This window comes from Paraburkholderia sp. UCT31 (assembly GCF_014397655.1).
GTDB lineage: Bacteria > Pseudomonadota > Gammaproteobacteria > Burkholderiales > Burkholderiaceae > Paraburkholderia > Paraburkholderia tuberum.
Window position 1 is genome coordinate 138,300 of record NZ_VZQP01000007.1, and the last position, 22,097, is coordinate 160,396.

General features: G+C 63.8%; 25 protein-coding genes, 1 tRNA gene and 1 riboswitch. Of the genes, 12 read left to right on the forward strand and 14 right to left on the reverse strand.

What is annotated here, in order from left to right; genetic code table 11:
• The first annotated feature begins 233 nt into the window (after positions 1 to 233).
• From F6X40_RS07650 to F6X40_RS07660, 3 genes are all read left to right on the forward strand, one after another.
• The gene (locus F6X40_RS07650) at positions 234 to 941 is read left to right on the forward strand and encodes an acid phosphatase (protein ID WP_187627330.1); all 708 of its coding nucleotides are present in this window, start codon (positions 234 to 236) and stop codon (positions 939 to 941) included.
• A gap of 148 nt (positions 942 to 1,089) precedes the next feature.
• A complete protein-coding gene (locus tag F6X40_RS07655) occupies positions 1,090 to 1,812 on the forward strand; it encodes a response regulator transcription factor (RefSeq protein ID WP_187627331.1) in 723 nt (240 codons plus the stop codon).
• Positions 1,790 to 3,172: a sensor histidine kinase gene (locus F6X40_RS07660; RefSeq protein WP_187627332.1), complete on the forward strand. Its 1,383-nt coding sequence runs from the start codon at positions 1,790 to 1,792 to the stop codon at positions 3,170 to 3,172. The genes F6X40_RS07655 and F6X40_RS07660 overlap by 23 nt, the downstream gene beginning before the upstream one ends.
• A 100-nt stretch (positions 3,173 to 3,272) precedes the next feature.
• Here F6X40_RS07660 and F6X40_RS07665 read toward each other — a convergent pair whose 3' ends face one another.
• From F6X40_RS07665 to ydfG, 10 genes are all read right to left on the reverse strand, one after another.
• On the reverse strand, positions 3,273 to 4,994 hold the full coding sequence (locus F6X40_RS07665; protein WP_187627333.1) for a hypothetical protein: 1,722 nt from the start codon (positions 4,992 to 4,994) through the stop codon (positions 3,273 to 3,275).
• Positions 4,995 to 5,322: 328 nt separating this feature from the next.
• Positions 5,323 to 5,398 (reverse strand) — tRNA-Lys (locus F6X40_RS07670).
• Positions 5,399 to 5,581: 183 nt separating this feature from the next.
• The gene (ybgF, locus tag F6X40_RS07675; protein WP_187627334.1) at positions 5,582 to 6,331 is read right to left on the reverse strand and encodes a tol-pal system protein YbgF; all 750 of its coding nucleotides are present in this window, start codon (positions 6,329 to 6,331) and stop codon (positions 5,582 to 5,584) included.
• Positions 6,332 to 6,351: 20 nt separating this feature from the next.
• Positions 6,352 to 6,858 carry a peptidoglycan-associated lipoprotein Pal gene (gene pal / locus F6X40_RS07680; protein ID WP_184067373.1) on the reverse strand — a complete coding sequence of 169 codons (507 nt, stop codon included), beginning with the start codon at positions 6,856 to 6,858 and terminating at the stop codon, positions 6,352 to 6,354.
• Positions 6,859 to 6,890: 32 nt separating this feature from the next.
• Complete coding sequence (tolB, locus tag F6X40_RS07685) at positions 6,891 to 8,183, reverse strand: Tol-Pal system beta propeller repeat protein TolB (RefSeq protein WP_187627335.1); 1,293 nt, start codon at positions 8,181 to 8,183, stop codon at positions 6,891 to 6,893.
• Positions 8,184 to 8,322: 139 nt separating this feature from the next.
• Positions 8,323 to 9,369 (reverse strand): cell envelope integrity protein TolA, encoded by a 1,047-nt coding sequence (gene tolA, locus F6X40_RS07690; RefSeq protein ID WP_184067379.1) that lies wholly within the window; start codon positions 9,367 to 9,369, stop codon positions 8,323 to 8,325.
• Positions 9,366 to 9,812, reverse strand: a complete 447-nt coding sequence (gene tolR / locus F6X40_RS07695) for a protein TolR (RefSeq protein WP_184034364.1) — start codon at positions 9,810 to 9,812, stop codon at positions 9,366 to 9,368. Before tolR ends, tolA begins: the two co-directional genes overlap by 4 nt.
• A 10-nt stretch (positions 9,813 to 9,822) precedes the next feature.
• Positions 9,823 to 10,500 (reverse strand): protein TolQ, encoded by a 678-nt coding sequence (gene tolQ, locus F6X40_RS07700; protein ID WP_090803171.1) that lies wholly within the window; start codon positions 10,498 to 10,500, stop codon positions 9,823 to 9,825.
• Between the two features lie 187 nt (positions 10,501 to 10,687).
• Entirely contained in the window at positions 10,688 to 11,152 is a 465-nt protein-coding gene (ybgC, locus tag F6X40_RS07705; RefSeq protein ID WP_184055415.1) for a tol-pal system-associated acyl-CoA thioesterase, read from the reverse strand.
• A gap of 205 nt (positions 11,153 to 11,357) precedes the next feature.
• Complete coding sequence (ydfG, locus tag F6X40_RS07710; RefSeq protein WP_090803174.1) at positions 11,358 to 12,104, reverse strand: bifunctional NADP-dependent 3-hydroxy acid dehydrogenase/3-hydroxypropionate dehydrogenase YdfG; 747 nt, start codon at positions 12,102 to 12,104, stop codon at positions 11,358 to 11,360.
• 247 nt (positions 12,105 to 12,351) lie between these two features.
• Positions 12,352 to 12,478: riboswitch (ZMP/ZTP riboswitch) on the forward strand.
• A 178-nt stretch (positions 12,479 to 12,656) separates the two neighbouring features.
• Here ydfG and glyA point away from each other — a divergent pair.
• The 7 genes from glyA to F6X40_RS07745 all read left to right on the forward strand — a co-directional run bounded on the left by glyA (position 12,657) and on the right by F6X40_RS07745 (position 17,472).
• Positions 12,657 to 13,904 (forward strand): serine hydroxymethyltransferase, encoded by a 1,248-nt coding sequence (gene glyA, locus F6X40_RS07715; protein ID WP_090803175.1) that lies wholly within the window; start codon positions 12,657 to 12,659, stop codon positions 13,902 to 13,904.
• 3 nt (positions 13,905 to 13,907) lie between these two features.
• Positions 13,908 to 14,390 (forward strand): transcriptional regulator NrdR, encoded by a 483-nt coding sequence (nrdR, locus tag F6X40_RS07720; RefSeq protein WP_008919734.1) that lies wholly within the window; start codon positions 13,908 to 13,910, stop codon positions 14,388 to 14,390.
• A gap of 213 nt (positions 14,391 to 14,603) precedes the next feature.
• Positions 14,604 to 15,170 carry a GspH/FimT family pseudopilin gene (locus F6X40_RS07725; protein WP_187627336.1) on the forward strand — a complete coding sequence of 189 codons (567 nt, stop codon included), beginning with the start codon at positions 14,604 to 14,606 and terminating at the stop codon, positions 15,168 to 15,170.
• Complete coding sequence (locus F6X40_RS07730) at positions 15,167 to 15,616, forward strand: hypothetical protein (RefSeq protein ID WP_187627337.1); 450 nt, start codon at positions 15,167 to 15,169, stop codon at positions 15,614 to 15,616. Before F6X40_RS07725 ends, F6X40_RS07730 begins: the two co-directional genes overlap by 4 nt.
• Complete coding sequence (locus F6X40_RS07735) at positions 15,613 to 16,419, forward strand: PilW family protein (RefSeq protein ID WP_184067391.1); 807 nt, start codon at positions 15,613 to 15,615, stop codon at positions 16,417 to 16,419. Before F6X40_RS07730 ends, F6X40_RS07735 begins: the two co-directional genes overlap by 4 nt.
• Positions 16,420 to 16,547: 128 nt before the next feature.
• Positions 16,548 to 17,018: a pilus assembly protein gene (locus tag F6X40_RS07740; RefSeq protein ID WP_187627338.1), complete on the forward strand. Its 471-nt coding sequence runs from the start codon at positions 16,548 to 16,550 to the stop codon at positions 17,016 to 17,018.
• A gap of 22 nt (positions 17,019 to 17,040) precedes the next feature.
• Positions 17,041 to 17,472: a type IV pilin protein gene (locus F6X40_RS07745; RefSeq protein ID WP_184034346.1), complete on the forward strand. Its 432-nt coding sequence runs from the start codon at positions 17,041 to 17,043 to the stop codon at positions 17,470 to 17,472.
• A 78-nt stretch (positions 17,473 to 17,550) separates the two neighbouring features.
• Here the strand turns inward: F6X40_RS07745 and F6X40_RS07750 are convergent, their stop codons facing one another.
• The 3 genes from F6X40_RS07750 to F6X40_RS07760 form a co-directional block, all read right to left on the reverse strand.
• A complete protein-coding gene (locus tag F6X40_RS07750; RefSeq protein WP_184067397.1) occupies positions 17,551 to 18,066 on the reverse strand; it encodes a DUF3318 domain-containing protein in 516 nt (171 codons plus the stop codon).
• A gap of 57 nt (positions 18,067 to 18,123) precedes the next feature.
• A complete protein-coding gene (locus tag F6X40_RS07755) occupies positions 18,124 to 18,513 on the reverse strand; it encodes a phage holin family protein (RefSeq protein ID WP_018419515.1) in 390 nt (129 codons plus the stop codon).
• 131 nt (positions 18,514 to 18,644) lie between these two features.
• On the reverse strand, positions 18,645 to 18,947 hold the full coding sequence (locus tag F6X40_RS07760; RefSeq protein ID WP_026225611.1) for a YqjD family protein: 303 nt from the start codon (positions 18,945 to 18,947) through the stop codon (positions 18,645 to 18,647).
• Between the two features lie 348 nt (positions 18,948 to 19,295).
• Between F6X40_RS07760 and F6X40_RS07765 the strand changes: the two genes are divergently transcribed.
• Positions 19,296 to 19,934, forward strand: a complete 639-nt coding sequence (locus F6X40_RS07765; protein ID WP_187627339.1) for a peroxiredoxin — start codon at positions 19,296 to 19,298, stop codon at positions 19,932 to 19,934.
• 74 nt (positions 19,935 to 20,008) lie between these two features.
• On the opposite strand, the gene F6X40_RS07770 is transcribed toward F6X40_RS07765, so the two are convergent.
• Positions 20,009 to 21,199, reverse strand: a complete 1,191-nt coding sequence (locus F6X40_RS07770; protein WP_187627340.1) for an acyl-CoA dehydrogenase — start codon at positions 21,197 to 21,199, stop codon at positions 20,009 to 20,011.
• Between the two features lie 94 nt (positions 21,200 to 21,293).
• Here F6X40_RS07770 and F6X40_RS07775 point away from each other — a divergent pair, with 94 nt between their 5' ends.
• Positions 21,294 to 22,079 (forward strand): IclR family transcriptional regulator, encoded by a 786-nt coding sequence (locus tag F6X40_RS07775; RefSeq protein ID WP_184062238.1) that lies wholly within the window; start codon positions 21,294 to 21,296, stop codon positions 22,077 to 22,079.
• Positions 22,080 to 22,097: the final 18 nt, after the last annotated feature.

A 22,097-nucleotide genomic window follows, 5' to 3' on the forward strand; every position in this document is an offset into this window, starting at 1 on the left:
TCGGTATCTTACGAATCTAAAGTTGCTATTACGGATGCCCCACAACGGCGCGATCCGCACTGACGCTACGCGACGCGCTCAGGTTTGTAAGTTTGTGGACACCGCGCATTCATACGTGCGCACTAGCATCGGCAGCACCGTTCAGGCGGTGAATCACGCCTTTTCTCCTGGCGGCGATAGCGCCGTGCCACTTCGCTGCAATCTCTCTTCATTTCTCGTACACGATGAAACGCTTGACCTACTTGCCGCTCGCGGCTTCCCTCTTCGTCGCTGCAAGTGCGGCGAGTTACGCCGCACCGTCCGCGCAGGCGAGCTATCTCGACGCCCGTCAAATTCCGCTTGGCGTGCTGCTCGCGCCACCTGCCGCCGATGGTTCCGAGCGTCAGCAAGCCGATCTCGATGCCGTGCTGAACGCGCAGCGCAGCCGCACGCCGGAGCAGGTGGCGCGCGCGAAGGCGGACGCCACCAAGTCCGTGTTCCGTTTCGCGGATGTGCTCGGACCGGACTTCAACGAAGCCGGTCTGCCGAAAACCGCTGCGCTGTTCGAAGCCGTCGATCACGATGCCGAGCGGGTCGCAAAAGGCGGCAAGCATTTCTTTAGCCGCGCGCGGCCCTTCATCGCGAGCCGCGACGTGCAACCGATCGTGCCGAAGCGGCCCGGCGACGACTACAACTCGTACCCGAGCGGTCATGCGACCTTCGGCTATCTGTGCGCGATCCTGCTCGCGCAGATGGTCCCCGAGAAGCGCGATGCGCTATTCGCGCGTGGGCGCGAATTCGGCATGAACCGCGTCGTCGACGGCGTCCACTATCCGAGCGATGTCGAAGCGGGTCGCATCGACGGAACGCTCGTCGCGGCGGCGCTGATGGCCAATCCGGATTTTCAGCGCGACTTTGCCGATGCGAAGGCGGAGGTGCGCGCGGCACTGAAGCTCGACTAGTTGCACGTGTGAACGGTTTTCGGCTCCGCCCGGGACGCGTCATGAAGCAGCAACATGGCCATGTCATACTCCGCGCCCGCATAGGCGGCCCCCGCTATTGACGTCGCCGTTCATGCGGCGACGCACGACCACAGGAAACGACGTCCTCTTGGAAAGCAGAGCAGCGATCAACTACCCCGCGGGGCGCAGACCCCGCATTCTCGTCGTCGAAGATGACGAGCGTGTGAGGCTCGAAGTGTCCACCGCGCTCGAGGACTACGACTTCGCGGTGGAAAGCGTGCCGAGCGGCCATGCCGGCCTGTTGCGCGCGCTCAACGGCGATTTCGACGCCGTCGTGCTCGACCGGATGCTGCCCGACGTGGATGGTCTGTCGATCCTCTCCACGTTGCGCAACGTCGGCAAAGAGACCCCGGTGCTGATACTGAGCGCGCTTTCGGCGGTCGACGAACGCGTACGCGGCCTGCGCGCCGGCGGCGATGATTACCTGACCAAACCATTCGACAGTCTCGAACTGACCGCGCGCCTCAATGCGCTGCTGCGCCGCCGCTCTTCTTCGGAGCAGCCGCTGGTGCTGAGCGTCGGCGATCTCGTGCTCGATATGGGCACGCATCAGGTCCGGCGCGCGGGCGAGTCGATCGAGTTGAAGCCCCGCGAGTACCAGTTGCTCAAATACCTGATGCTGCATACGGAGCAGCCGGTGACGCGCGCGATGCTGTTCGAGTCAGTCTGGAATTACCACTTCAATGCGCAGACCAACGTGATCGACATGCATATCGGTCACCTGCGCCGCAAGATCAGTATGAACGGACGGTTTTCACTCATGATCCACACGGTTCGAAATGTCGGCTATGTCCTCCGTGCCGGCGAATAGGCGCTGGCCGCGCCTGCCGGCCAACAACGTCACCTGGCTGCTGATGGTATTCGTCAGTTGCGCGGTCGTGCTGTTCGCGATGCTCTACTGGATGATGCACACGTATTTGCTGCACGAGGTCGATGAACGGCTGCGCGGAGAAGTGGCCGAGTTCAGCTCGATCGGCCGCGCCGAGGCGATCGCCAATATCGCGGCGCTGAGCCGGCGCGACATCGCGAGCAGCCGGCCCTATGGCGTGTTCGACGAAGAAGGCCGCTGGCTCGCCGGCAATATCCATGCGTTGCCGGCCGAGCGCGAGCGCCGGCCGTTCTACTACACGCAAGCAATGAACGACGGGCCGCCGTCGCTGGCCAGTCATTTTCGCGGCATCATCGTGCCGACGCGTAGCGGTCTGCGGGTGGTCGTCGGTCACTCGATCGACGAGATCATTCATTTCGACCATACGCTCGTGAAGATCCTGTGCCTCGGGCTCATGCTGACGATTCTGCTTGCCGTGGGCTGCGGCGCCGCGCTTCACGCGATGTCGAACCGACGTATCCGCTCGATGAGTCTGACGGCGCGCGAGATCATGGCGGGCCAGTTGAGTCGGCGTCTGTCGAATCGCGGCACGCATCACGATCTCGATCGTCTGGCGGAAATCGTCAACCTGATGCTCGATGAAATCGAGCGGCTGGTGGCCGAAGTGCGCGGCGTGTGCGCGGGCATCGCGCACGATCTGCGCACGCCGATGACGCATCTGCGCGCGGGCCTCGAACGCACGCGGCGGCGCTCGCATACCGTCGACGACTACACGAGCGCCGTCGACACCGCGATCGCGCAATCGGACGTCGTGCTGAACCGTTTCACCGCGCTATTGAGGATCGCGGAGGTCGAAGCGGATGTCAGACGCGCGAGCTTCTGCGACGTGTCGCTGGACACCATCCTGCGCGACGTCGCGGAGTTGTACGAGCCGGTCGCGGAGAACCGTCGTTTGTCGGTCGCGGTGCTTGCGTCCGAACCAGTTTTCGCGCGCGGCGACGTGGATCTGCTGTTCGGCGCTATCGAGAATCTGCTCGATAACGCGCTGAAGTTTACGCCCGGTGGCGGCGCGGTGACGCTGCAAGCAACGCTTGAAGCGGGAAGGCCCGTCGTGCAGGTCGCGGATACTGGACCCGGTATCGAGGCAGGTGAGCGCGATGCTGTCCTGCGTCCGTTCTATCGCAGCAGAAACGGGCAGGAGGCGGCGACTTCGGGGCATGGCGTCGGCTTGAGTCTCGTGGCCGCGATCGCGCGGGTGCACGAGGCCGTCGTGGAGATTCACGACAACACGCCAGGCTGCAGGATCGTGTTGCGGTTCAATGCGGGACTGCCGGCGCGTTGAGGCGAGACGGCGATTGCTCGTGACGGATTTTACGTTGGAGCGTGCAAGAAAAAACGACCTGCCGGATGGCAGGTCGTTTCTTTTGAATCTACTAACCCGCTCAGGACTTTGGCACGAGTGCGACGCCGCGCAGCGCCTGGCCATACGGCGCGGTCTGCATCACGGTGAAACCCTGCGTCGAGGTCGCCGTCGAACCGTTGATGCTCACGGTGATCTTGACGAGCTGGTTCGAGTCGGCGCCCGCATCGAACGCGGCGCCGAGGCTGTTGCCGATCGTCGAGGTCACCGCGTAGATCGTGAACGAACCGTCGCTGTTGACCTGGCCCGTGATGTTGCGCAAGCCGTCAGGCGTCGTCGTATAGCTCGCGCCCTTCGTACCGTACGCGCCGGTCGTGTCCGTCACCGTGTAGGCCGTGCCGAGGTTCAGGCCGGTCGTCAGGTTGGCGAGCGGCATCCACGTGCCGTTCTGGTTCTGATAGACCCACAGGCCGCCGCTGCCGCTCACCTGGTCGCCCGGCGTGCCGTCGCCTTCGTCGGCGACGAACATGATCGACGGATTCGACGCGGGGATCCACATCCCGAACGGATAGACCGTGCCGGTCACCTGGCTAGGCGACGTGAGCGCCGTCAGGTTGGTCGCGAGGGTCGTCGGGAAACCAGGCACGATCGTCGTCGCGGCGTTTTGCGGCAACTTGCCGCCATTGGCGAGCGCGCCGGTCGCGCCCACCTGGTACACGGTGTTCACGCCATTGCCGCCGCTGCCCTTCGAGACGTACATCGTGCCGTCCGGGCCGACGAACAGGCCGCGCAGGTTGACGTCCTTGCCGGTTTTGTCGGCGGCGGTCGCGGGCGTCGTCGGCAGGCTCGCGATCGAGAAGCCGAACTGGTCGCCGGTCGAGCTGCCGCCCGTGATCGAACCCATCGATGCCAGCGAGCACGCCGTTCCCGCCGGTGCGACCGCGTACGTGCCGGTGCCCGTGCCGGACTGGAATGCGCCGATCACTTGCGTGAACGCGCATTGGCTGCCCGGAGCGATGCTTTGCACGCCGGTGTTCATCGTCAGCATGTCGAGCTGGGCCGTCGTCGGCTTCGGATTCTTGCCCGAATTGCCGGCATTGCCGACGATGTAGTACATGCCGTTGGCGAGCACGGCCGCGCGGCTGTTGTTGCCGGCGTACGCGTTGGTGTTCGTGAACGACAGGCTGTTATCGGCGAAATTCAGCTGCGCGACGGTACGGTAGGTAGGCGTTGCGATGTCGGTGTTGGTCGTGTCGACCACGCCCGGCGTATTCGTGTTCGAGATATCGGCCTGGTCGATCGACGTGTTGTAGCCGGTGAAGGTCAGCGATTTCTGATCCACCGACACGTTCAGCGCGAGCTCCGACTTCGAGGCGAAGCTGGTGGCGAAATTCACGTTGCTTTTCGCGGCCTGCGCGGTGATGTCCAGCGTTTGCGACGGGCTCGTCGCGTTCGGTGCCCACTGATCCAGATACGCTTCCGACGTCACGCCGAAGTTGGCGTCGTTCGCGTCGTTGGTGAACACATTCGGAAAGGTGCCCGGCGTGACTGCGGTCACGGGGGCTGCATTGGTGGTCGTGGGCGTCGCGTTATAAGGCAGTGTGCCGCTCAGAGCGAACGCCGGGTCATAGGCTGTGCGCGAGACCAGCAGGTTGCCAGCCGTGTAGTTGCTGGCGGAAGTCGAGGGCGTCGTCGTCGTGGCCGGGGTGCTGCTCGTGGTGCTCGTGTTTTGGGTGCTGCCGCCGCAGCCGTAGATGGCGGAGATCAGAACCGCGATCGGAAGCGCCTTCAGGGTGGTTTGCATTCTGTGTGTTTGAGTAGGGTGGGTGAAATTTTTTGAAAGTTGCAGCCGGTATTGCAAGTCGCGAGGCTACAAACCACCCGTGGCACAAACATGAATCGAAAATTACTAAAAAGATAAGAATGCGCTGGCGCGTTGGCGCGATGTCGTTGCGGGATGCCTGGTTTTTTTGGGCGGCGTTGGAGGGCGGAGGGCAGTGCCTGAACGGAAGGCTACGTTGAGGCGGGCGGGAAGAGGCGGCTCGTTTGCCGCGCGCGTACCTGTTTGCACACGCGGGCAAAGGAAAAAGAAAAGGGCCGACATGCTTTCGCATGTCAGCCCTCGAATCTTTTGGTAGGCCGTACGGGATTCGAACCTGTGACCAACGGATTAAAAGTCCGCTGCTCTACCAGCTGAGCTAACGACCCAAAAGAGAAGCGAAATTATATCGGCGCACCAATGCCCTGTCAACTCGGCAAGACCGTCGCCCAAAATGAAAAGCCCGGGCATCACTACCCGGGCTTTCCAGCGAGAGGCGCGCGTGGCTATCACTTCGGACACTGCGCGTTACTGCCAACTACATCAAAACGTGATCAATCCAACACCACGATCTACTTGATCTGCGACAGCTTGTTCTGCGCCGACTGCGCGACGTCCGAGCCGGCGTATTGCGCGACGATCTGCTCGAGCGTCTTTTTCGCCGCGGCCTTCTGGCCTTGTTCGAGCTGATTGTTCGCGATCGCGAGCAGCGCTTCCGGTGCACGCGGATGCTGTGGATAGTTCTTCACGACACCTTGCCAGACAGTCGTCGAACCCTTGTAGTCGCGCAGTGCATACAGCGCGTTGCCGAGCCAGTATTGCGCGATCGGCTGATACGGGCTGTTCGGATATTTGGAGATGAAGCTGCGGAACGATGCCGCCGCGTTCTTGAAGTCGCCGCTGCGGAATTGCTGTGAAGCCGCGTTGAACGCATCGGTTTCACCCGGCTGCACCTCGCCCTGGACGCCGTCCACCGTCTGTTGCTGCGGCTCGAATTTCTTCAGGCGCGTGTCGAGATCGGTGTAGTAGTCCTTCTGCTGCTTTTGCAGCGTCGTGAGCTGGTTCGCCATGTCCTCGTTCTGTCCGCGCAGTGTCGCGACCTGCTGGTTGAGCTGGTCGAGACGGTTGGACTGATCGAGGATCGTGCGTTGCGCCGCCGATAGCTGGCTCGACAGACTATCGGTCTTCGAGCGCAGATCGAGAATGGCCTGGCGGGCCTGATCGTCGTCGAACATGCCCGCATGGGCGGGCACGGCCGTGAGGGCCGTGCCTGCGACGCAGGCCGCTGCGGCAAACCGCAGCCAGGAGAAACGATGCGTCATTCGGTTCACCACCCGTTGACTTACTGTTGATACGCGAGGTCGGCGCGGCGGTTCTGTGCCCACGACGCTTCGTCATGACCCGTTGCCAGCGGCTTTTCCTTGCCGAGGCTCACGGCCTCCATTTGCGAATCCGACACGCCCATCAGCGACAGCGAACGACGCACGGCTTCAGCACGCTTCTGGCCGAGTGCGAGGTTGTATTCGCTGGTGCCGCGCTCGTCGGTGTTGCCCTGGATCAGCACGTGACGCTGCGGGTGGCTCTTCAGATATTGCGCGTGTTGTTGCAGCAGCGGTTGATAGTCATCCTTCACCGAGTAGCTGTCGAAGTCGAAGTAGATGCTGCGCTTCGCGAGCGGGCTGTTCGGATCGTTCAGCGGGTCGACGTTGACCGTCGCGACGTCGGTCGGGTTCGGTTGGGCCGAGCCTGCGCCCTTGTTGGCGTTTTCGTCGAGCTTGACGCCCGAGTGACATGCGGCCAGTGCACCGACCATCACGACGGCGAATGCGAAACGAAGTTTGGACATCATTTGATTACTCTCCTTGTGTTATTGCATCAACGTTATTGCATAAACGGGCCCCAGGACGGCTCGCGTACGCTGCCCCCCTGAACGGACAGGACCTGCCGAGTGCGACCGTCGGTCGATACTGCGGCCAACACGCCACGGCCGTTCACCTGAGTGGCGTAAAGAATGTACTGACCGTTCGCCGCGAAGCTCGGCGATTCGTCATGTGTCGTGTCCGTCAGGCCCGTGGCGGATCCGCCTTGCAGGTCCTGGATGTACAGCTTGAATGCACCGCCGACGCGCGAGATGTAGGCAAGCTCCTTGCCGTCAGGACTCACACGCGGGCTGGTGTTGTAGCTGCCCGTAAACGTGACGCGTTCCGCGCCGCCCGCGCTTTCACCTTGCGCCGGCATCTTGTAGATCTGCGGTGCGCCGCCGCGGTCGCTCGTGAAATAGATCCACTGACCGTCAGGAGAGTAGGTCGGCTCGGTGTCGATCGAGCTGCCTTGCGTCAGACGACGCAGACCGCTGCCGTCCGCGTTGACCGCGAAAATCTGCGTATTGCCGGTACGCGACAGCGCGACGGCGAGCGTGCGGCCATCCGGCGACCACGCCGGCGCACTGTTGTTGCCCTTCTGGTCCGATACGACGATGCGCCGGCCCGTGGGCAGGTCGTGGATATAGACGATCGGCTTCTTCTTCTCGAACGACACGTAAGCGACCTTGGTGCCGTCGGGCGACCAGGCCGGCGAGATGATCGGCTCGGGGCTCGACAGCGCGATGTGCGCGTCCTGACCGTCCGAATCCGAGATCTGCAGCTGGTAGCGGTTGCCCGACTTGATCACATACGACAGGCGCGTGGCGAACACGCCGCGATTGCCCATCAGCTTGGCGTAAATGTAGTCCGCGACCTTGTGCGCGCTCATGCGCAGACCGCTTTCCGGGCTCACCAGCACGAGGCCGCCGAGGCTTTCGCCCTTGACCGTGTCGTACAGCTTGAAGCGCACTTCGTACTGGCCGTTCGGCAGGCGGTTCACGCTGCCCGCGACGAACGCGTTGGCGCCCTTCGCCTTCCATGCGCCGAGGTCGACGGAATCGGTCTCGGACACCGGCGTCGAGCCTGCGTCGATATTCGTGAATTTGCCGCTGCGTTGCAGATCCTGACGCACGATCGTGCTGACCTGCTGCGGGGAGTTCGCTTCATTGGCGAAATTCGCCGTTGCGATCGGAAACTGAGTGGATCCGACGCCCGTCACGAGGACGTTGAGTTGTGCGTTGGCGGCGCCGCCGACGGCGATCAGGCACGTTGCCACGAGGGTTCGCAGGCCTAGCTTGGTCATCAAACTCATGCTGTATGGGTTCCTCAAAAACGGTTTTACTTAATACTCGAAGACAGCAGACAGACCGGAAAACGGCTATTTCGTTCCCGCGCAACGCCGCGCCGGGTGGGGCGCGGCGTTGGCCGCCGGTCGGCTGTCAGCCTGCACATCAAGCCGCCGGACGCAGCGTGATAGTGAAGTAGTCCGGCGTCTTGCCATTGACGTCCCGAGGCATCGGATCGGAGGCTTTCACCGCCCGCAATGCGGCGGCGTCCCACGCGGCGTTGCCGCTGCTGCGGGTAATGTTTGCGCTCAGCTGATTGCCGTCCGGCGAACAACGCACGGCGATCACGGTCTCGAGACCTTCCGTTTCGCCGCCCCAGTTCACATGCTGAAGCACCAGCCGTCGTACCTTGTCCGCGTAACCCGGCGATGCCGCCGTGCCGCCCGAGCCGCTACCCGTTCCGCTCTTGCCCAGGCCGTTGCTGCTCGAACTGCTGCCGCCCACGCCGCCAGCCAGACCCTGCATCTGCGCAAGCCGCGCGCGACGTTCGTTGTCGAGCTGCTTTTTCGCCTGCGCGGCCGCATCGGCTTGCGCCTTGGCCTTCGCCGCTTTCTCCGCCTCAGCCTTCTTCTGCGCTTCTGCCTGAGCCTGCTTTTGCTGCTGCTCCTGCTGTTCTTTCAGTTGCTGTTGCTTCTGCTGCTCGGCGAGCTGCTGTTGCTTGAGCTTCTCGGCCTGCTGCTGTTGCTGCTGTTGCTGCTGTTGCGCCTGCTGCTGCTTGAGCTTCGCGGCCTTCTGCGCCGCGAGCTGGGCCGCCTGTTCGGCCGCCAGCTGTTGCTGCCGCTTCGCTTCCGCTTCCTGTTGCTCTTTCAGCTTCAACTGGCGCTGCTGTTCGGCCAGTTGGGCCGCGCGAGCCGCTTCCTGCTGCTGGCGCTTCTTTTCCTGCAGCGCGATGTCGGCCTGTTCGTCGCGCACGGGCGGAGCAGGGGCGACCGGCGTGGGCGGCGGCGTGACGACGGGACGCGGAATCGCCGAATCCGGCACCTCTGTCCACAGTTCCGCCTGCTCGCCCTCGGGCGTGCTGTTCTGCCATTGGATGCCGCGATACAGGAAGAATCCGAGCAGCGCATGCATCACCAGCGCGAACAGAAAAGCTCGCCCGGTGCCGCGTTCACGCGGCGGCTGAAGCGGGTATTCGGAGTTCTTGCGGATCATTGCGATTTGACGAGCAATCCGACGCGCTTGACGCCCCGAGCCTTCAGATCGGACATCACGTTCATCACGACTTCGTATTTCACGGTTTTGTCGGCGGCGATCACGACGGGCTGATCGGGGTGCGATTGTGCCCGATCGGCGATGAAACCGTTGAGGCCAGCCTTCGTCATGTCTTCCTGCTGCTGCGTGCCGGAGTCGTCCTTGTACTTGACGCTCATATTGCCGTCCGCGCGGATGTTGACGATGACGGGCGGTGTCTGCTGTTGGGGCGCCGCGCCGCCGACGGTCGGCAGATTGACGATCGACGGCGCGACGAGCGGCGCCGTGACCATGAAGATCACTAGCAGCACGAGCATCACGTCGATGTACGGCACGACGTTGATGTCGGCCATTGCGCGACGCGAGCGCGAGCCGCGCATGCTGGAGGAACGGGAGCCTGCCATCATGGCCTCCTCAGTGTGCCTGGCGCTGCAGGATGTTCGAGAACTCTTCGATGAAGGTTTCGAAACGGATCGCCAGACGGTCGATGTCGTGCGCGTAGCGGTTGTAGGCGACCACGGCCGGAATTGCGGCGAACAGGCCGATCGCGGTGGCGGTCAGGGCCTCGGCGATGCCCGGCGCGACGTTCGCGAGCGTGGCCTGCTGCACGTTGGCGAGGCCGCGGAACGCATTCATGATCCCCCACACCGTGCCGAACAGACCGATATACGGGCTGACCGAACCGACCGACGCGAGGAACGCCAGATTCGCTTCGAGAACGTCCATTTCGCGTTGGAACGCCGCGCGCATCGCGCGCCGGGCGCCGTCGAGAATCGCGCCCGAATCGTTCAGGCGCTTCTCTTTGCCCTTCAGGAATTCCCGCATGCCGGACTCGAAAATCCGCTCGAGCGCGCCGATCCTGTGACGGTTGTTCGCGGCGCTCTGATACAGCGCCTGCAGGTCGCCGCCCGACCAGAAATCACGCTCGAAGCGTTCAGTTTGCGCGCGCGCCCGGCGAATCGCAAACCACTTGCGGAAGATGAAAGTCCAGGAGAGTAGCGACAGCAACAGCAGCAGAGCCATGACGGCCTGGGCCAGCAGGCTCGCGTTGAGTACGAGTGAAACGATCGACAGATCTTGTGTAGTGTTCATAAAGGTTCGTTTTAACGTCCCGGAAAGGGGGCGTCCGGCTGCAAGGCCGCTTCAAGCTTGCCGTGGGCAAAACGGAAGCTTCGGCGATATCGAAGCCGAACCATGCTTTGTGTTACCTGACCGGTATGAGTTCACTGGCCCCGTAACAACGAGGCTCAGGGATCGTCCGTTGACATGCCGCCGTCGTTCAGTCAGCGCTCTCGCTAGTGCCCGGCCCGTGCCGCAGCGCGGCGAGAACCGACGGCGGGATCGCGGCTGGCCGCAGCGTCGCGCGGTCCACACAGCCAATCCGGACCGAACCGGTGGCAAGCAGCGTGCCTTCGCGCCATGCTTCCTGCACGAAGTCTACCGAAGCTCGGCCAAGACGCTCGATCCGGCTGATAATTTTCACGATGTCGTCGAGTCGGGCCGGAGCCCGGTAATCGACCGCGGTACTGCGCACGATGAAAATCGCGTCGTTTTCTTCCGCAAGCCGGTGCTGGTCGACGCCGCACGCGCGCAGCCATTCGGTGCGAGCGCGTTCGAAAAACTTCAGGTAATTGGCGTAAAACACGATGCCGCCGGCGTCGGTATCTTCGTAGTACACGCGGATCGGCCACGTATAGCCGATTTCCGTGCCTGGCTGGCTGGTCGACATATTCATGCGGCGCATTCTACCGGAACGCACAACCCGGGGTCTGTTTCGAAATGTGAGTTGCTTGTGGCGGGCGTCGGCGGCGATGGGAGCCGGCTTTGCCGGCCGGGCCGGGCCGGGACTGGCGGAGCGGGCTATCGACGTGCCGCAGGAGAAAGCCAGCACGATGAGGGGCGGCGGCGCGACCAACGGTAGCGGCGGCCGCGGCCGCCCGCCTTCAAACTCAGCCGCGATGCACTGACAGACCGGCGAACGACTGCGCGACCGGCATCAGCTCGATCGTGTTGATGTTGACGTGGGCTGGGCGCGTGGCGATCCAGTAGATGGAATCGGCGATGTCTTCGGCCGTCAGCGGCTGCACGTTTTCGTAGACCTTGGCGGCCTTGTCGTCGTCGCCGCGATATCGCACGTTCGAGAATTCGGTGCCGCCGCACAGACCCGGTTCGATGTCGGTCACGCGCAGCGCGGTGCCGGCGAGGTCGGCGCGCAGGTTCAGGCTGAACTGGCGCACGAACGCCTTGGTCGCGCCGTACACGTTGCCGCCCGCGTACGGCCAGCGGCCCGCCACCGAACCCAGATTGAAGATATGCCCGCGGTTGCGCTCGACCATGCCGGGCAACAGCGCATGCGTGACCTGCGCGAGGCCCGTGCAATTGGTCTCGATCATGGTGTTCCATTCATCGAGACTTGCCTTGTGAGCCGGCTCGGTGCCGAGCGCGAGGCCGGCGTTGTTGACGAGCACGTCGATCGCGGCGAAGTCCGCCGGCAGCGAGGCGGGCACGGCTTCGACGGCGGCGCGATCGCGCACGTCGAGCTCGTACGGCAGCAGCGCGTCGCCGAGCTCGTCGGCGAGTGCTTGCAGACGGTCCTTGCGGCGTGCAGTGGCGACGACACGATGGCCGCCCTTGACGAACGAGCGGGCGATGGCGGCGCCGAATCCGGCCGACGCTCCTGTGACAAACACGATCATTGCAGTTCCCTGGTCGGTAAGAGACAAAGGCCCAAAGCCTACTTCCAATGGCACGCTGCGGCAAGGATGCACGAGCCGGATCGGCGGCTGCCGCGGCGGCGCGCAACGGGTGCGCGGCGCGACCGGCGCGCTTTCCTCAGATGGTTGCGCAGCGGGGCCGCCAAACCGTCCGGAGGCCCCGCCAGCGGCCGCCGGAGCACCCGCAAGTCGGTTGCCTATTCGGGCCTCTTCCAATACACTAACGCGCTCGACCCTGCGTGACTGGCGATAGAACCGAGTCGTCCGACTCAGCCGATTCAACCAATCGGGTTCAAGGTGGAACAACCCACCGTGAAGCGCAGGGTGCCGTTTTGCCGTTCGCCTGGGCAGCCGTGAACCGCGCGCATTAATCTGCGCTGACGGTGGCTGGCTCGCCTCGCGTGTGCGGCGACTCTCCACTCGCCACGTCAGGGCAAGCCTCGCCGCCCAAAGCGCTGCGTACCCCGCTGTGTACCCTCTACGCAGGATTCGGCGCACGATCCGGTCAACCTGAAAACACTCAACGGAACCCGTATGTTTGACAGAGCCCAAAGCACCATCGCCAACGTCGATCCTGAACTCTGGAAGGTCATCGAGCAGGAAAACCGCCGTCAGGAAGAGCACATCGAACTGATCGCGTCGGAAAACTACACGAGCCCGGCCGTGATGGCCGCGCAAGGCTCGCAACTCACGAACAAGTACGCCGAAGGGTATCCGGGCAAGCGCTATTACGGCGGCTGTGAATACGTCGACGTTGCCGAGCAGCTGGCGATCGACCGCGTGAAGCAGCTGTTCGGCGCCGAAGCCGCGAACGTGCAGCCGAACTCGGGCTCGCAGGCGAACCAGGGCGTGTTCTTCGCGATGCTCAAGCCGGGCGACACGATCATGGGCATGAGCCTCGCGCACGGCGGCCACCTCACGCACGGCTCGCCGGTCAACATGTCGGGCAAGTGGTTCAACGTGGTCAGCTACGGCTTGAACGAAGCCGAAGACATCGACTACGACGCCGCCGAGAAGCTCGCGCAAGAACACAAGCCGAAGCTGATCGTAGCGGGCGCGTCCGCGTTCGCGCTGCGCATCGATTTCGAACGCATGTCGAAGATCGCGAAGTCGGTCGGCGCGTACTTCATGGTCGACATGGCGCACTACGCCGGTCTCGTCGCCGCGGGCGTTTATCCGAACCCGGTGCCGCACGCCGATTTCGTCACCACCACCACGCACAAGAGCCTGCGCGGCCCGCGCGGCGGCGTGATCCTGATGAAGGCCGAGTTCGAGAAGCCGATCAACTCGGCGATTTTCCCGGGCATCCAGGGCGGTCCGTTGATGCACGTGATCGCCGCGAAGGCCGTCGCGTTCAAGGAAGCGCTTTCGCCGGAATTCAAGGCGTATCAGCAGCAGGTCGTCGAGAACGCGCGTGTGCTTGCTGAAACGCTGGTCAAGCGCGGTCTGCGCATCGTGTCGGGTCGCACCGAAAGCCACGTGATGCTGGTCGACCTGCGCGCGAAGAAGATCACCGGCAAGGCTGCGGAAGCGGCACTCGGCGCGGCACACATCACGGTCAACAAGAACGCGATCCCGAACGATCCGGAAAAGCCGTTCGTGACCTCGGGTATCCGCCTCGGTTCTCCGGCCATGACCACGCGCGGCTTCGGCGTGAAGGAAGCCGAGCAGGTCGGCAACCTGATCGCCGACGTGCTGGACAACCCGGAAGATGCCGCGACGATCGAGCGCGTGAAGGTTCAGGTCGCCGATCTGACCAAGCGCTTTCCGGTTTACGGCTAAACCATGCATTGCCCCTTCTGCCGCCATGCCGATACGCAAGTCGTCGACTCGCGCGTATCCGAAGACGGCGCGACGATCCGCCGGCGCCGCCGCTGCCCGGCCTGCGACAAGCGTTTCACGACGTATGAGCGGGTCGAGCTGGCGTTGCCGTCGGTCGTCAAGAAGGACGGTACGCGCACGGAATTCGATCGCCGCAAGATCGTCGCGAGCATGCAACTGGCGCTGCGCAAGCGCCCGGTTGCGGTGGACGCGATCGAAGCGGCTGTCGCCCGTATCGAGTATCAGCTGCTCGGCAGCGGCGAGCGCGAGGTGCGTAGCGAGCGCCTCGGCGAACTCGTGATGAACGAGTTGCGCGCGCTCGACACGATCGCTTACGTCCGTTTCGCTTCCGTGTACCGGCGCTTCGAAGACGTCTCCGAATTCGAGGACGTGATCGAGGAATTCCGCCGCGCCTCTTCCCCGCCCAAGCCTTCCCGCAAGCGCTGAGCGCACGCGTGTCGCAGCTGAGCTGCGGTCATTCACGTCCATCGCCTCGCGCATTTCGCGCTTTTTTTTACGCATCGCTTCTCCCGCCTCCGTGATCGATCGTCACGTGCATTGTTGCGCGCGCTAACGTCTGAATGCCACCTGGCCATTCGGACGATGGTCGGCGCGCTCGCAAATCGCTAGATTGGCTGCATCCGTTCGTAACGCTCAGGGATGCAGATGAAATTCAAGGGGATTTACCGGCCATCGCGCGCCGGTTTCACACTCGTCGAAACGCTGGCGGTGATAGCGCTCGTGATGCTGATGGCCGTGATGGCGGTGCCGTCGTTCGCCGCATGGCATATGCGCGATCAGGTCGACGCGCGCTCGAAGGCGCTGCTGTCCACGTTCGCCTACGCGCGCAGCGAGGCGCTGCGGCGCGGTGCGCGCATCACGGTGTGCCGCGTCGATGCAGCGCGCGACTGTCTCGCGTCGGGCCAAGCCTGCGCCGGCGGCATCGCCGACTGGGCCTGCGGCTGGGCCGTATTCGCCGAACGTGGCGGCAAGCCGTCGTTGTTGCGCGCGCAGCCGGCGCTCGCGGCGGTGAGCATCGCCGGCGTGCAGACGGATATGACGTTCACGCCGCCGGCTGGGCAACTGATCGGCGCGTTTCGAAGTTTTGATATCGCGCCGCGAAGCCCATCGAAATCGATGCAGGGGAACTCGTGGCGGCGCTGCATCAGTGTCGCGGCAGGAGGTCGCGCGCGGATCTCGGAGGGCGCGTGCGGAGCGACGTCATGAGACAGCCCGCATTCAACACCGGTTTGCGTGTGCACCCATCGACATGTAATGGCAGCTCGTTGATCGAGGTGATGCTGGCGGTCGCGTTGGTCGCGGTGAGCGCGCTGGGTTTGATCGCGGTTCAGGTGTGGACCGCACGCGAAGCGCGCGCGATGACGCTGCGCGAGAGCGCCGCGTGGATAGCCGACTCGATTGCCGAAGCGACGCGCACGCCTTCCACGGGCGATGTCGCGCTCAATCAATGGCGCACCTGGGCGAGCGTTCTGCTGCCGCACGGCAACGCATCGATTGGCGAGAGCGGCGCGGTCGCGGCGGCGCGCGTGACGTGGGCGTCCGTGCGGGACCGCCCCGCTTTGGGCGATGCGAGCGCCCAGCCGGCGGAGCCTTGCGGCGACGTCGATGCACCGGCTGGATCGTCGTGTGTCGCGTTGGCGTTCGCGAAATGAAGCGGCCGCATTGCCCACTCGGTCATACGCTAATCGAATTCCTGATCGCGATGGCGCTCGGGTTGCTCGTGATCGCGGGCGCCGTGTCCCTTTACACGGCGCAGCGCAACGCGTTCGTGCAGGCGAGCAACGCGACCCGGATTCGCGAAGCGGGCTTGACCGCGCTGATGCTGATCGGCCAGCAATTGCAGATGGCCGGCTTCGTCCCTGCCAATGTCATTGGCTACAACGCGGCGCCTGCGTTATTCGGCTGCTCGGGCGGTCGTCCGACCGGCGCCGACGACAGCCTCGCTTGCACCACCTTGAGCACCGGCTCGGATGGCGTCGCGATCCGTTACGTCGCAGACGTCGTATCGACATGGCCATCGTCGAGCGGTCAGGTCACCGACTGTGTCGGACAGGCCGTCAAAAGCAGCGACGCGGTCCTTGGCGATGAGGGCGCGCCGGTGGTGAATCGCTACTTCGCCAACGTCAGCGGCTCGACCGGCGAGCCGGAGCTTTACTGCGTGGGCAGCGGCAATGCGGGGTCCGCGCAGCCGCTGATCGAAGGCGTCGAGCGCGTGCGGTTGCGCTACTGGCTGGACGGCGCGGCGGATGCGGTGAATGCGTCGGCCGTGGCGGCGGATCAATGGGCGAACGTCGTTGCGGTCGATGTCTGCGTGCTGGTGCGCGGCGCGCCGCAAGGACAGCGTTCGAAGTACATCGACTGCGATGGCGTGAGTACACTCGGTACCGACCTGCGGCCTCGACAGGTGTTTTCCCGCCGCGTTGCGCTGCGGAATCGCGCGGAGGTGTCGTCGTGATGGATCGCGGCACAGCAACGCAACGCGGCCGCGCGTACGACATATGCGGCGGGCCAGGCGGAACAGCGAAACACTTAGGTAGGCGAAATTGTCAGGGCGGTGCCCGACGGGCACATCAACGCGGCGTCGTGCTAGCCATCGTGCTGTTGATCTCGGCCATGATGCTCGCCACGTCCGCGATATGGTTCGAAACATCGCTAGCGGCCGCTCGCGCGGCGACCAATGTGCGTGACTATCTGCAGGCTTTCCACGCGGCGGATTCGGCGCTGAGCTTGTGCGAGCGCAACGTGCTATCGGCAAGTGGCGACCCGCGCGATGCACCGCTCACATCCGGCGAGCCGACTCAATGGAGGCTTGAAACCGCGTTCGACGCAGGCGCCATCACGCCGGTGGCGCAATGGCCGGGATCATCGCGCGCGCCGCAATGCCTGATCGAGCCTTGGCGTCTCGCGAGTCGACCCAACGCCAGCGCTTATCTGCTGACCGCGCGCGGCTTCGGGCGGAGCAGCGAGTCGCAGATCTGGTTGCAGATGGAGGTCGTGACAGAAGATGGCGCGATCGAACGTCATTGGCGGCGCGTTGCAGCAAGACCATTCTGAGGAACGCACTGACTGGACACGTATGAAACGGCCGAACACATCCGCATTCACGCTGCTCGAACTCGTGATCGCGCTCGCGATTGCCGCCACGCTCGCCGCGTTTGCGATCCCTTCGTATCGCAGCCACATTGCGCGCACGCATCGCATCGATGCGGCGTCGGCGTTATATCGGGCTGCGCAATTCGTCGAGGCCGCGGCGAGCGATGGCGTGCCGGCCTTGCCAGCGGGTATCGATCAGGCGCCGCAGTTCGGCGCCCCGGTGTATCGAGTGCGCGTGCTGCCCGCGGACGACACGAACGGCGGCTATTCGATCGAAGCGGCGCCCGCGGAAGCGGGCCCGATGCGCGACGACCCGTGCGGCACGTTCACGCTGGATGCGACGGGTCAGCGAGGCAATAGAAACGATGCGAGCGGCGCGACGCCCACGAGCAGCGAATGCTGGAATACCAGTTAGCGGTGATTGAAGTCCGACACACGCAACCATGCGAGCGGGAGGTCCGATAGATTGCTGCCACTCGCAGCGGCCACGACCTCAATAGCCGCTTCGCAACGAATCGTCCTGCGCAGCCGGCGACTGCGCCGTAGCGGAAGCCGCCGCGGCCGCCCGCGCCGCCGCCGACTCGTTCTTCATCTGTTGCCAGATCCGGAACGCTTCCCACGCGCCGAGCGCAAGGCTGCCCCACTTGAGCACGGGCTTCGCGCTCGCGACGACCCTCGCGCGCAGCGGTTTGGCGAGCAACAGCGAAGCGATCGAGCTGATGAACGGGTACTGCTTGAGCAACGCGCCGATCGTGCCTGCGTTGAGCACGCTCGCCTTTGGCCCTTTACCGACGCGCACGCCGCCGAAGCCGGGGATCACGAACCTGAGCCAGCTGAAATGCGTGACGGCCTGGCGCAGTTCGAAGGTGGCCTGTGCAAGCTCGACGCGCTCGACGTCCGCGCGCACGAGCAGCAATTCCTTGCGCAGCGCCCGCAGATGCGGCGCGCTCAGATCCTTCGACGGATGGCGCTTGTTACGAAAGGCGGTATCAGGACGGGAAGGGCTCATGGCGTGTCGGCGGCAGTGAGGGTGAGGCGATGGATCGGATGCAGACGAACTTTCCCATCAGTCGCGGCTGCGAAACGCTTCGCGATCCTTTTCGAACTCCGCGATGGTCGCTTCGAATACCATCGGCGCGTTGCGCAAACCGCTGCGCGCCTTCAGCGCACAGGCGAGCCCGGCAATCGCGTAGACCGCGGTGATGCCGGCAAGCGCCTGCCATCGGTAGGTGTCCCAGAAGGCAATGGCGACGAGTGCGGTCAACGCGATCAAGGCCATCGTGGCGAGCATCATCGCGGCAAGACCGAGAAACAGCACGCCGAGCAGGCGGTCTTTTTCCTCGGCGAGTTCGATGCCCACCAGTTCGAGCCGCGTCTGCAGGATCGCAAACACGGAACTGAGAATACGGCGCAACGGGCTGCGTTCTGCGCGCTGCGAGTGTGTTTCGGTCGTCATGGCTGTGGGCGTTGCGCGTGAGGGCCTGGCCGGCGCGCGCGCGCCAGCAGAAGCGGACCGGCGAGGCTTGCGCCGGTCCGCCCGTGTCGCCGGTGCGCCGGACCTGCCTGCTCCGGCGGCCTCACCGGCCTTTACTTGCGATTGATCAGCAGACCGACCACCACGCCGATGCCCGCGGCGATGCCGATCGACGCCCACGGATGCTCGTGCACGTAGTCGTCGGTGGCGCGGGCGGCCTTCTTGCCTTTTTCGACGACCACGACCTGAACGTCGGCTGCCTTTTCTTTCGCCTGCTTCAGGCGCGTCAGCGCGGTTTCGCGCAGTTCCGACGCGCGTTCGCCGGTAGCGCTCGCGGCCTGTTTCAGCAGGTCTTCAGCGTCCGCGAGGACGGTTTTGATATCCGACATCAATCTCTCCTTGTTGACTTCCGACATTGACAGCTCCCTTTGTCTCACGCTACGCGTAAATCGTAACCAAAGAAACGGTCGCTGGCGAGCATAGTGCCGGTTGCATGCCGCCGCTGCACGATTCGTTCCCGCCAGCGCGTGGCGTCAAGACACCCGTTTGAGGGCACTCTGCTCCAGACCGGTATCTGGATTGAGTTGATCTGTCCCGCAAAGTTTCCGTCAAACGGGAGAAAATTACAAAAACACATAAAGTACTGACGCGATGTTGGTTCGCCATGTACCACCGCGGCCTTATGCTTTATCGTGACTGGCCGCCGCGGGCACACGCCCGCGACCTTATCCCGATACCTTCCGAAGACCTACAGGAGATGCACTATGAGTCTACGTCTTGGCGACATTGCGCCGGATTTCGAACAGGAGTCGAGCATTGGCCGCATCAGGTTTCACGAGTGGCTCGGCAATAGCTGGGGCGTGCTGTTCTCGCATCCGGCCGACTTCACGCCGGTCTGCACGACCGAGCTGGGCCTGAGCGCGAAGCTCGCGGGCGAGTTCGAAAAGCGCAACGTGAAGACGATCGCGTTGTCGGTCGACAGCGCGGAGTCGCACAAGGAGTGGATCAAGGACATCAACGAGACGCAGGCCGCCAACGTCGGTTTTCCGATTCTCGCGGACGGCGATCGCAAGGTCTCCGGGCTGTACGACATGATTCACCCGAACGCGAACGAAACGTTCACGGTGCGCTCGCTGTTCGTCATCGATCCGAACCGGAAGGTGCGTCTGATCATCACGTACCCGGCGAGCACCGGCCGCAACTTCGACGAAGTGCTGCGCGTGATCGATTCGCTGCAACTGACCGACAGTCACTCGGTCGCGACGCCGGGCAACTGGAAGCAGGGCGATGACGTCGTGATCGTGCCGTCGCTGAAGGACGAGGAAGTCATCAAGCAGAAATTCCCGAAGGGCTACAAGGCGTTGCGTCCGTACCTGCGCCTGACGCCGCAGCCGAACCGGTAAGCGGCGCGGCATGAACCAAAAAGCCGGTTCGAAGGAACCGGCTTTTTGGCATTATCGATACACCAGCATCGGAATCAGAAGAACGCCTGAATACCGGTTTGCGCACGGCCGAGGATCAGCGCGTGAACGTCGTGGGTGCCTTCGTAGGTGTTGACGACCTCGAGGTTCACCAGATGACGCGCGACGCCGAACTCGTCCGAAATGCCGTTGCCGCCGAGCATGTCGCGCGCGAGGCGGGCGATGTCGAGCGCTTTGCCGCACGAATTGCGCTTCATGATCGAGGTGATTTCGACCGCGGCCGTGCCTTCGTCCTTCATGCGGCCGAGGCGCAGTACGCCTTGCAGCCCGAGCGTGATTTCGGTCTGCATGTCGGCGAGCTTCTTCTGGATCAGCTGGTTCGCGGCGAGCGGCCGGCCAAATTGCTTGCGATCGAGCACGTACTGACGCGCGATGTGCCAGCACGCTTCGGCCGCGCCGAGCGCGCCCCAGGCGATGCCGTAGCGCGCCGAGTTCAGACACGTGAACGGACCGCGCAGGCCGCTGACACCCGGTATGATGTTCTCTTCCGGCACGAACGCTTCGTCGAGCACGATTTCGCCGGTGATCGACGCTCGCAGACCCACCTTGCCGTGGATCGCCGGTGCCGACAGACCCTTCCAGCCCTTCTCGAGAATGAAGCCGCGGATGTTGTCCTTGCCGTCTTCCTCGAGCTTCGCCCATACGACGAAGACGTCGGCGATCGGCGAATTGGTGATCCACATCTTCGAGCCCGACAACGAGTAGCCGCCATCGACCTTCTTCGCGCGCGTGACCATGCTGCCCGGATCGGAGCCGTGGTTCGGCTCGGTCAGGCCGAAGCAGCCGATCCACTCGCCGCGCGCGAGCTTCGGCAGATATTTTTCCTTCTGCGCGTCCGAGCCGAATTCGTAGATCGGCACCATCACCAGTGACGACTGCACCGACATCATCGAGCGATAGCCGGAGTCGACGCGTTCCACTTCACGCGCGATCAGCCCGTACGCGACATAGTTCAGACCGGGGCCCCCATACTGTTCGGGAATCGTCGGACCGAGCAGGCCAAGCTCGCCCATTTCGCGAAAGATCCCGATATCGGTCTTTTCATGGCGGAACGCCTCCAGCACGCGCGGCAGCAGCTTGTCCTGCGAGTAAGCCGCAGCGGCATCGCGCACCATACGTTCGTCTTCGGTGAGCTGCTGATCCAGCAGCAACGGGTCTTCCCAGTGAAACTGCGCGGCTACGGCCATGACGTATCTCCTGATTTCTCGCTCAGAACCAGCTTGACTAGAGTTCCGCTTTGCGAAACAATGTTTTGCAAATGACGCCCGAGTGTATCACCCTATGACGCCGCCATCCACTTTCTCCGCTTCGCTCGACGAACGCAAATTCGTCGTCGCCCTTGCTCGCGGGCTGGACCTGTTGCGCGCGTTCCGGCCAGGCGAGACGATGCTCGGCAATCGAGATTTCGTCGAACGCACGGGTTTGCCGAAGGCAACCGTGAACCGGCTCGCCTACACGCTGACCGTGCTCGGCTATCTGCGGCTGGACGAGAGACACGGCAAATATGCGCTCGACGCGGGCGTGCTGTCGCTCGGTTTCGCGCTGCTGTCGGGCACCGACATGCTCGAACTGGCACGCCCGCACCTGCGCAGCCTGGCGCGCGAGGTCGGCGCGGCGGTCTCGCTCGGGTGCCGGGACGGGCTCGACATGGTGTATCTGGAGACGATTCGCAGCGAAACCGCATTGACGCTCGGCCTGGCATCCGGCTCGAAACTGTCGATGCTGACGAGCTCGATGGGCCGCGCCTATCTCGCCGTGCAGCCGCCCGACGCGCGTACCGCGTTACTCGCGGAACTGAAAAAAGCGGCTGGCAGAGTGGGGGCGATGCTCGTCGCCGAAGCCGAACAGGAGATCGCCGCGTTCGCGACCGAGCGATGCTGCTACTCGTTTCGTGCGTGGCATGACGACGTGAACGCAGTCGCGGTGCCGTTTCGCGAGCCGCGCGAAAACCGCTGGCTCGTGCTCAGCTGCAGCGGGCCGGCGTCGTCGATGGGGGAGGAAGTGTTTCGCGAGAATGTCGCGCCGCGCCTGAAGGCGCTCGCGGCGCGGCTGGGGGAGCCGGGCTGAGGTAATGCCGGGGCGCCC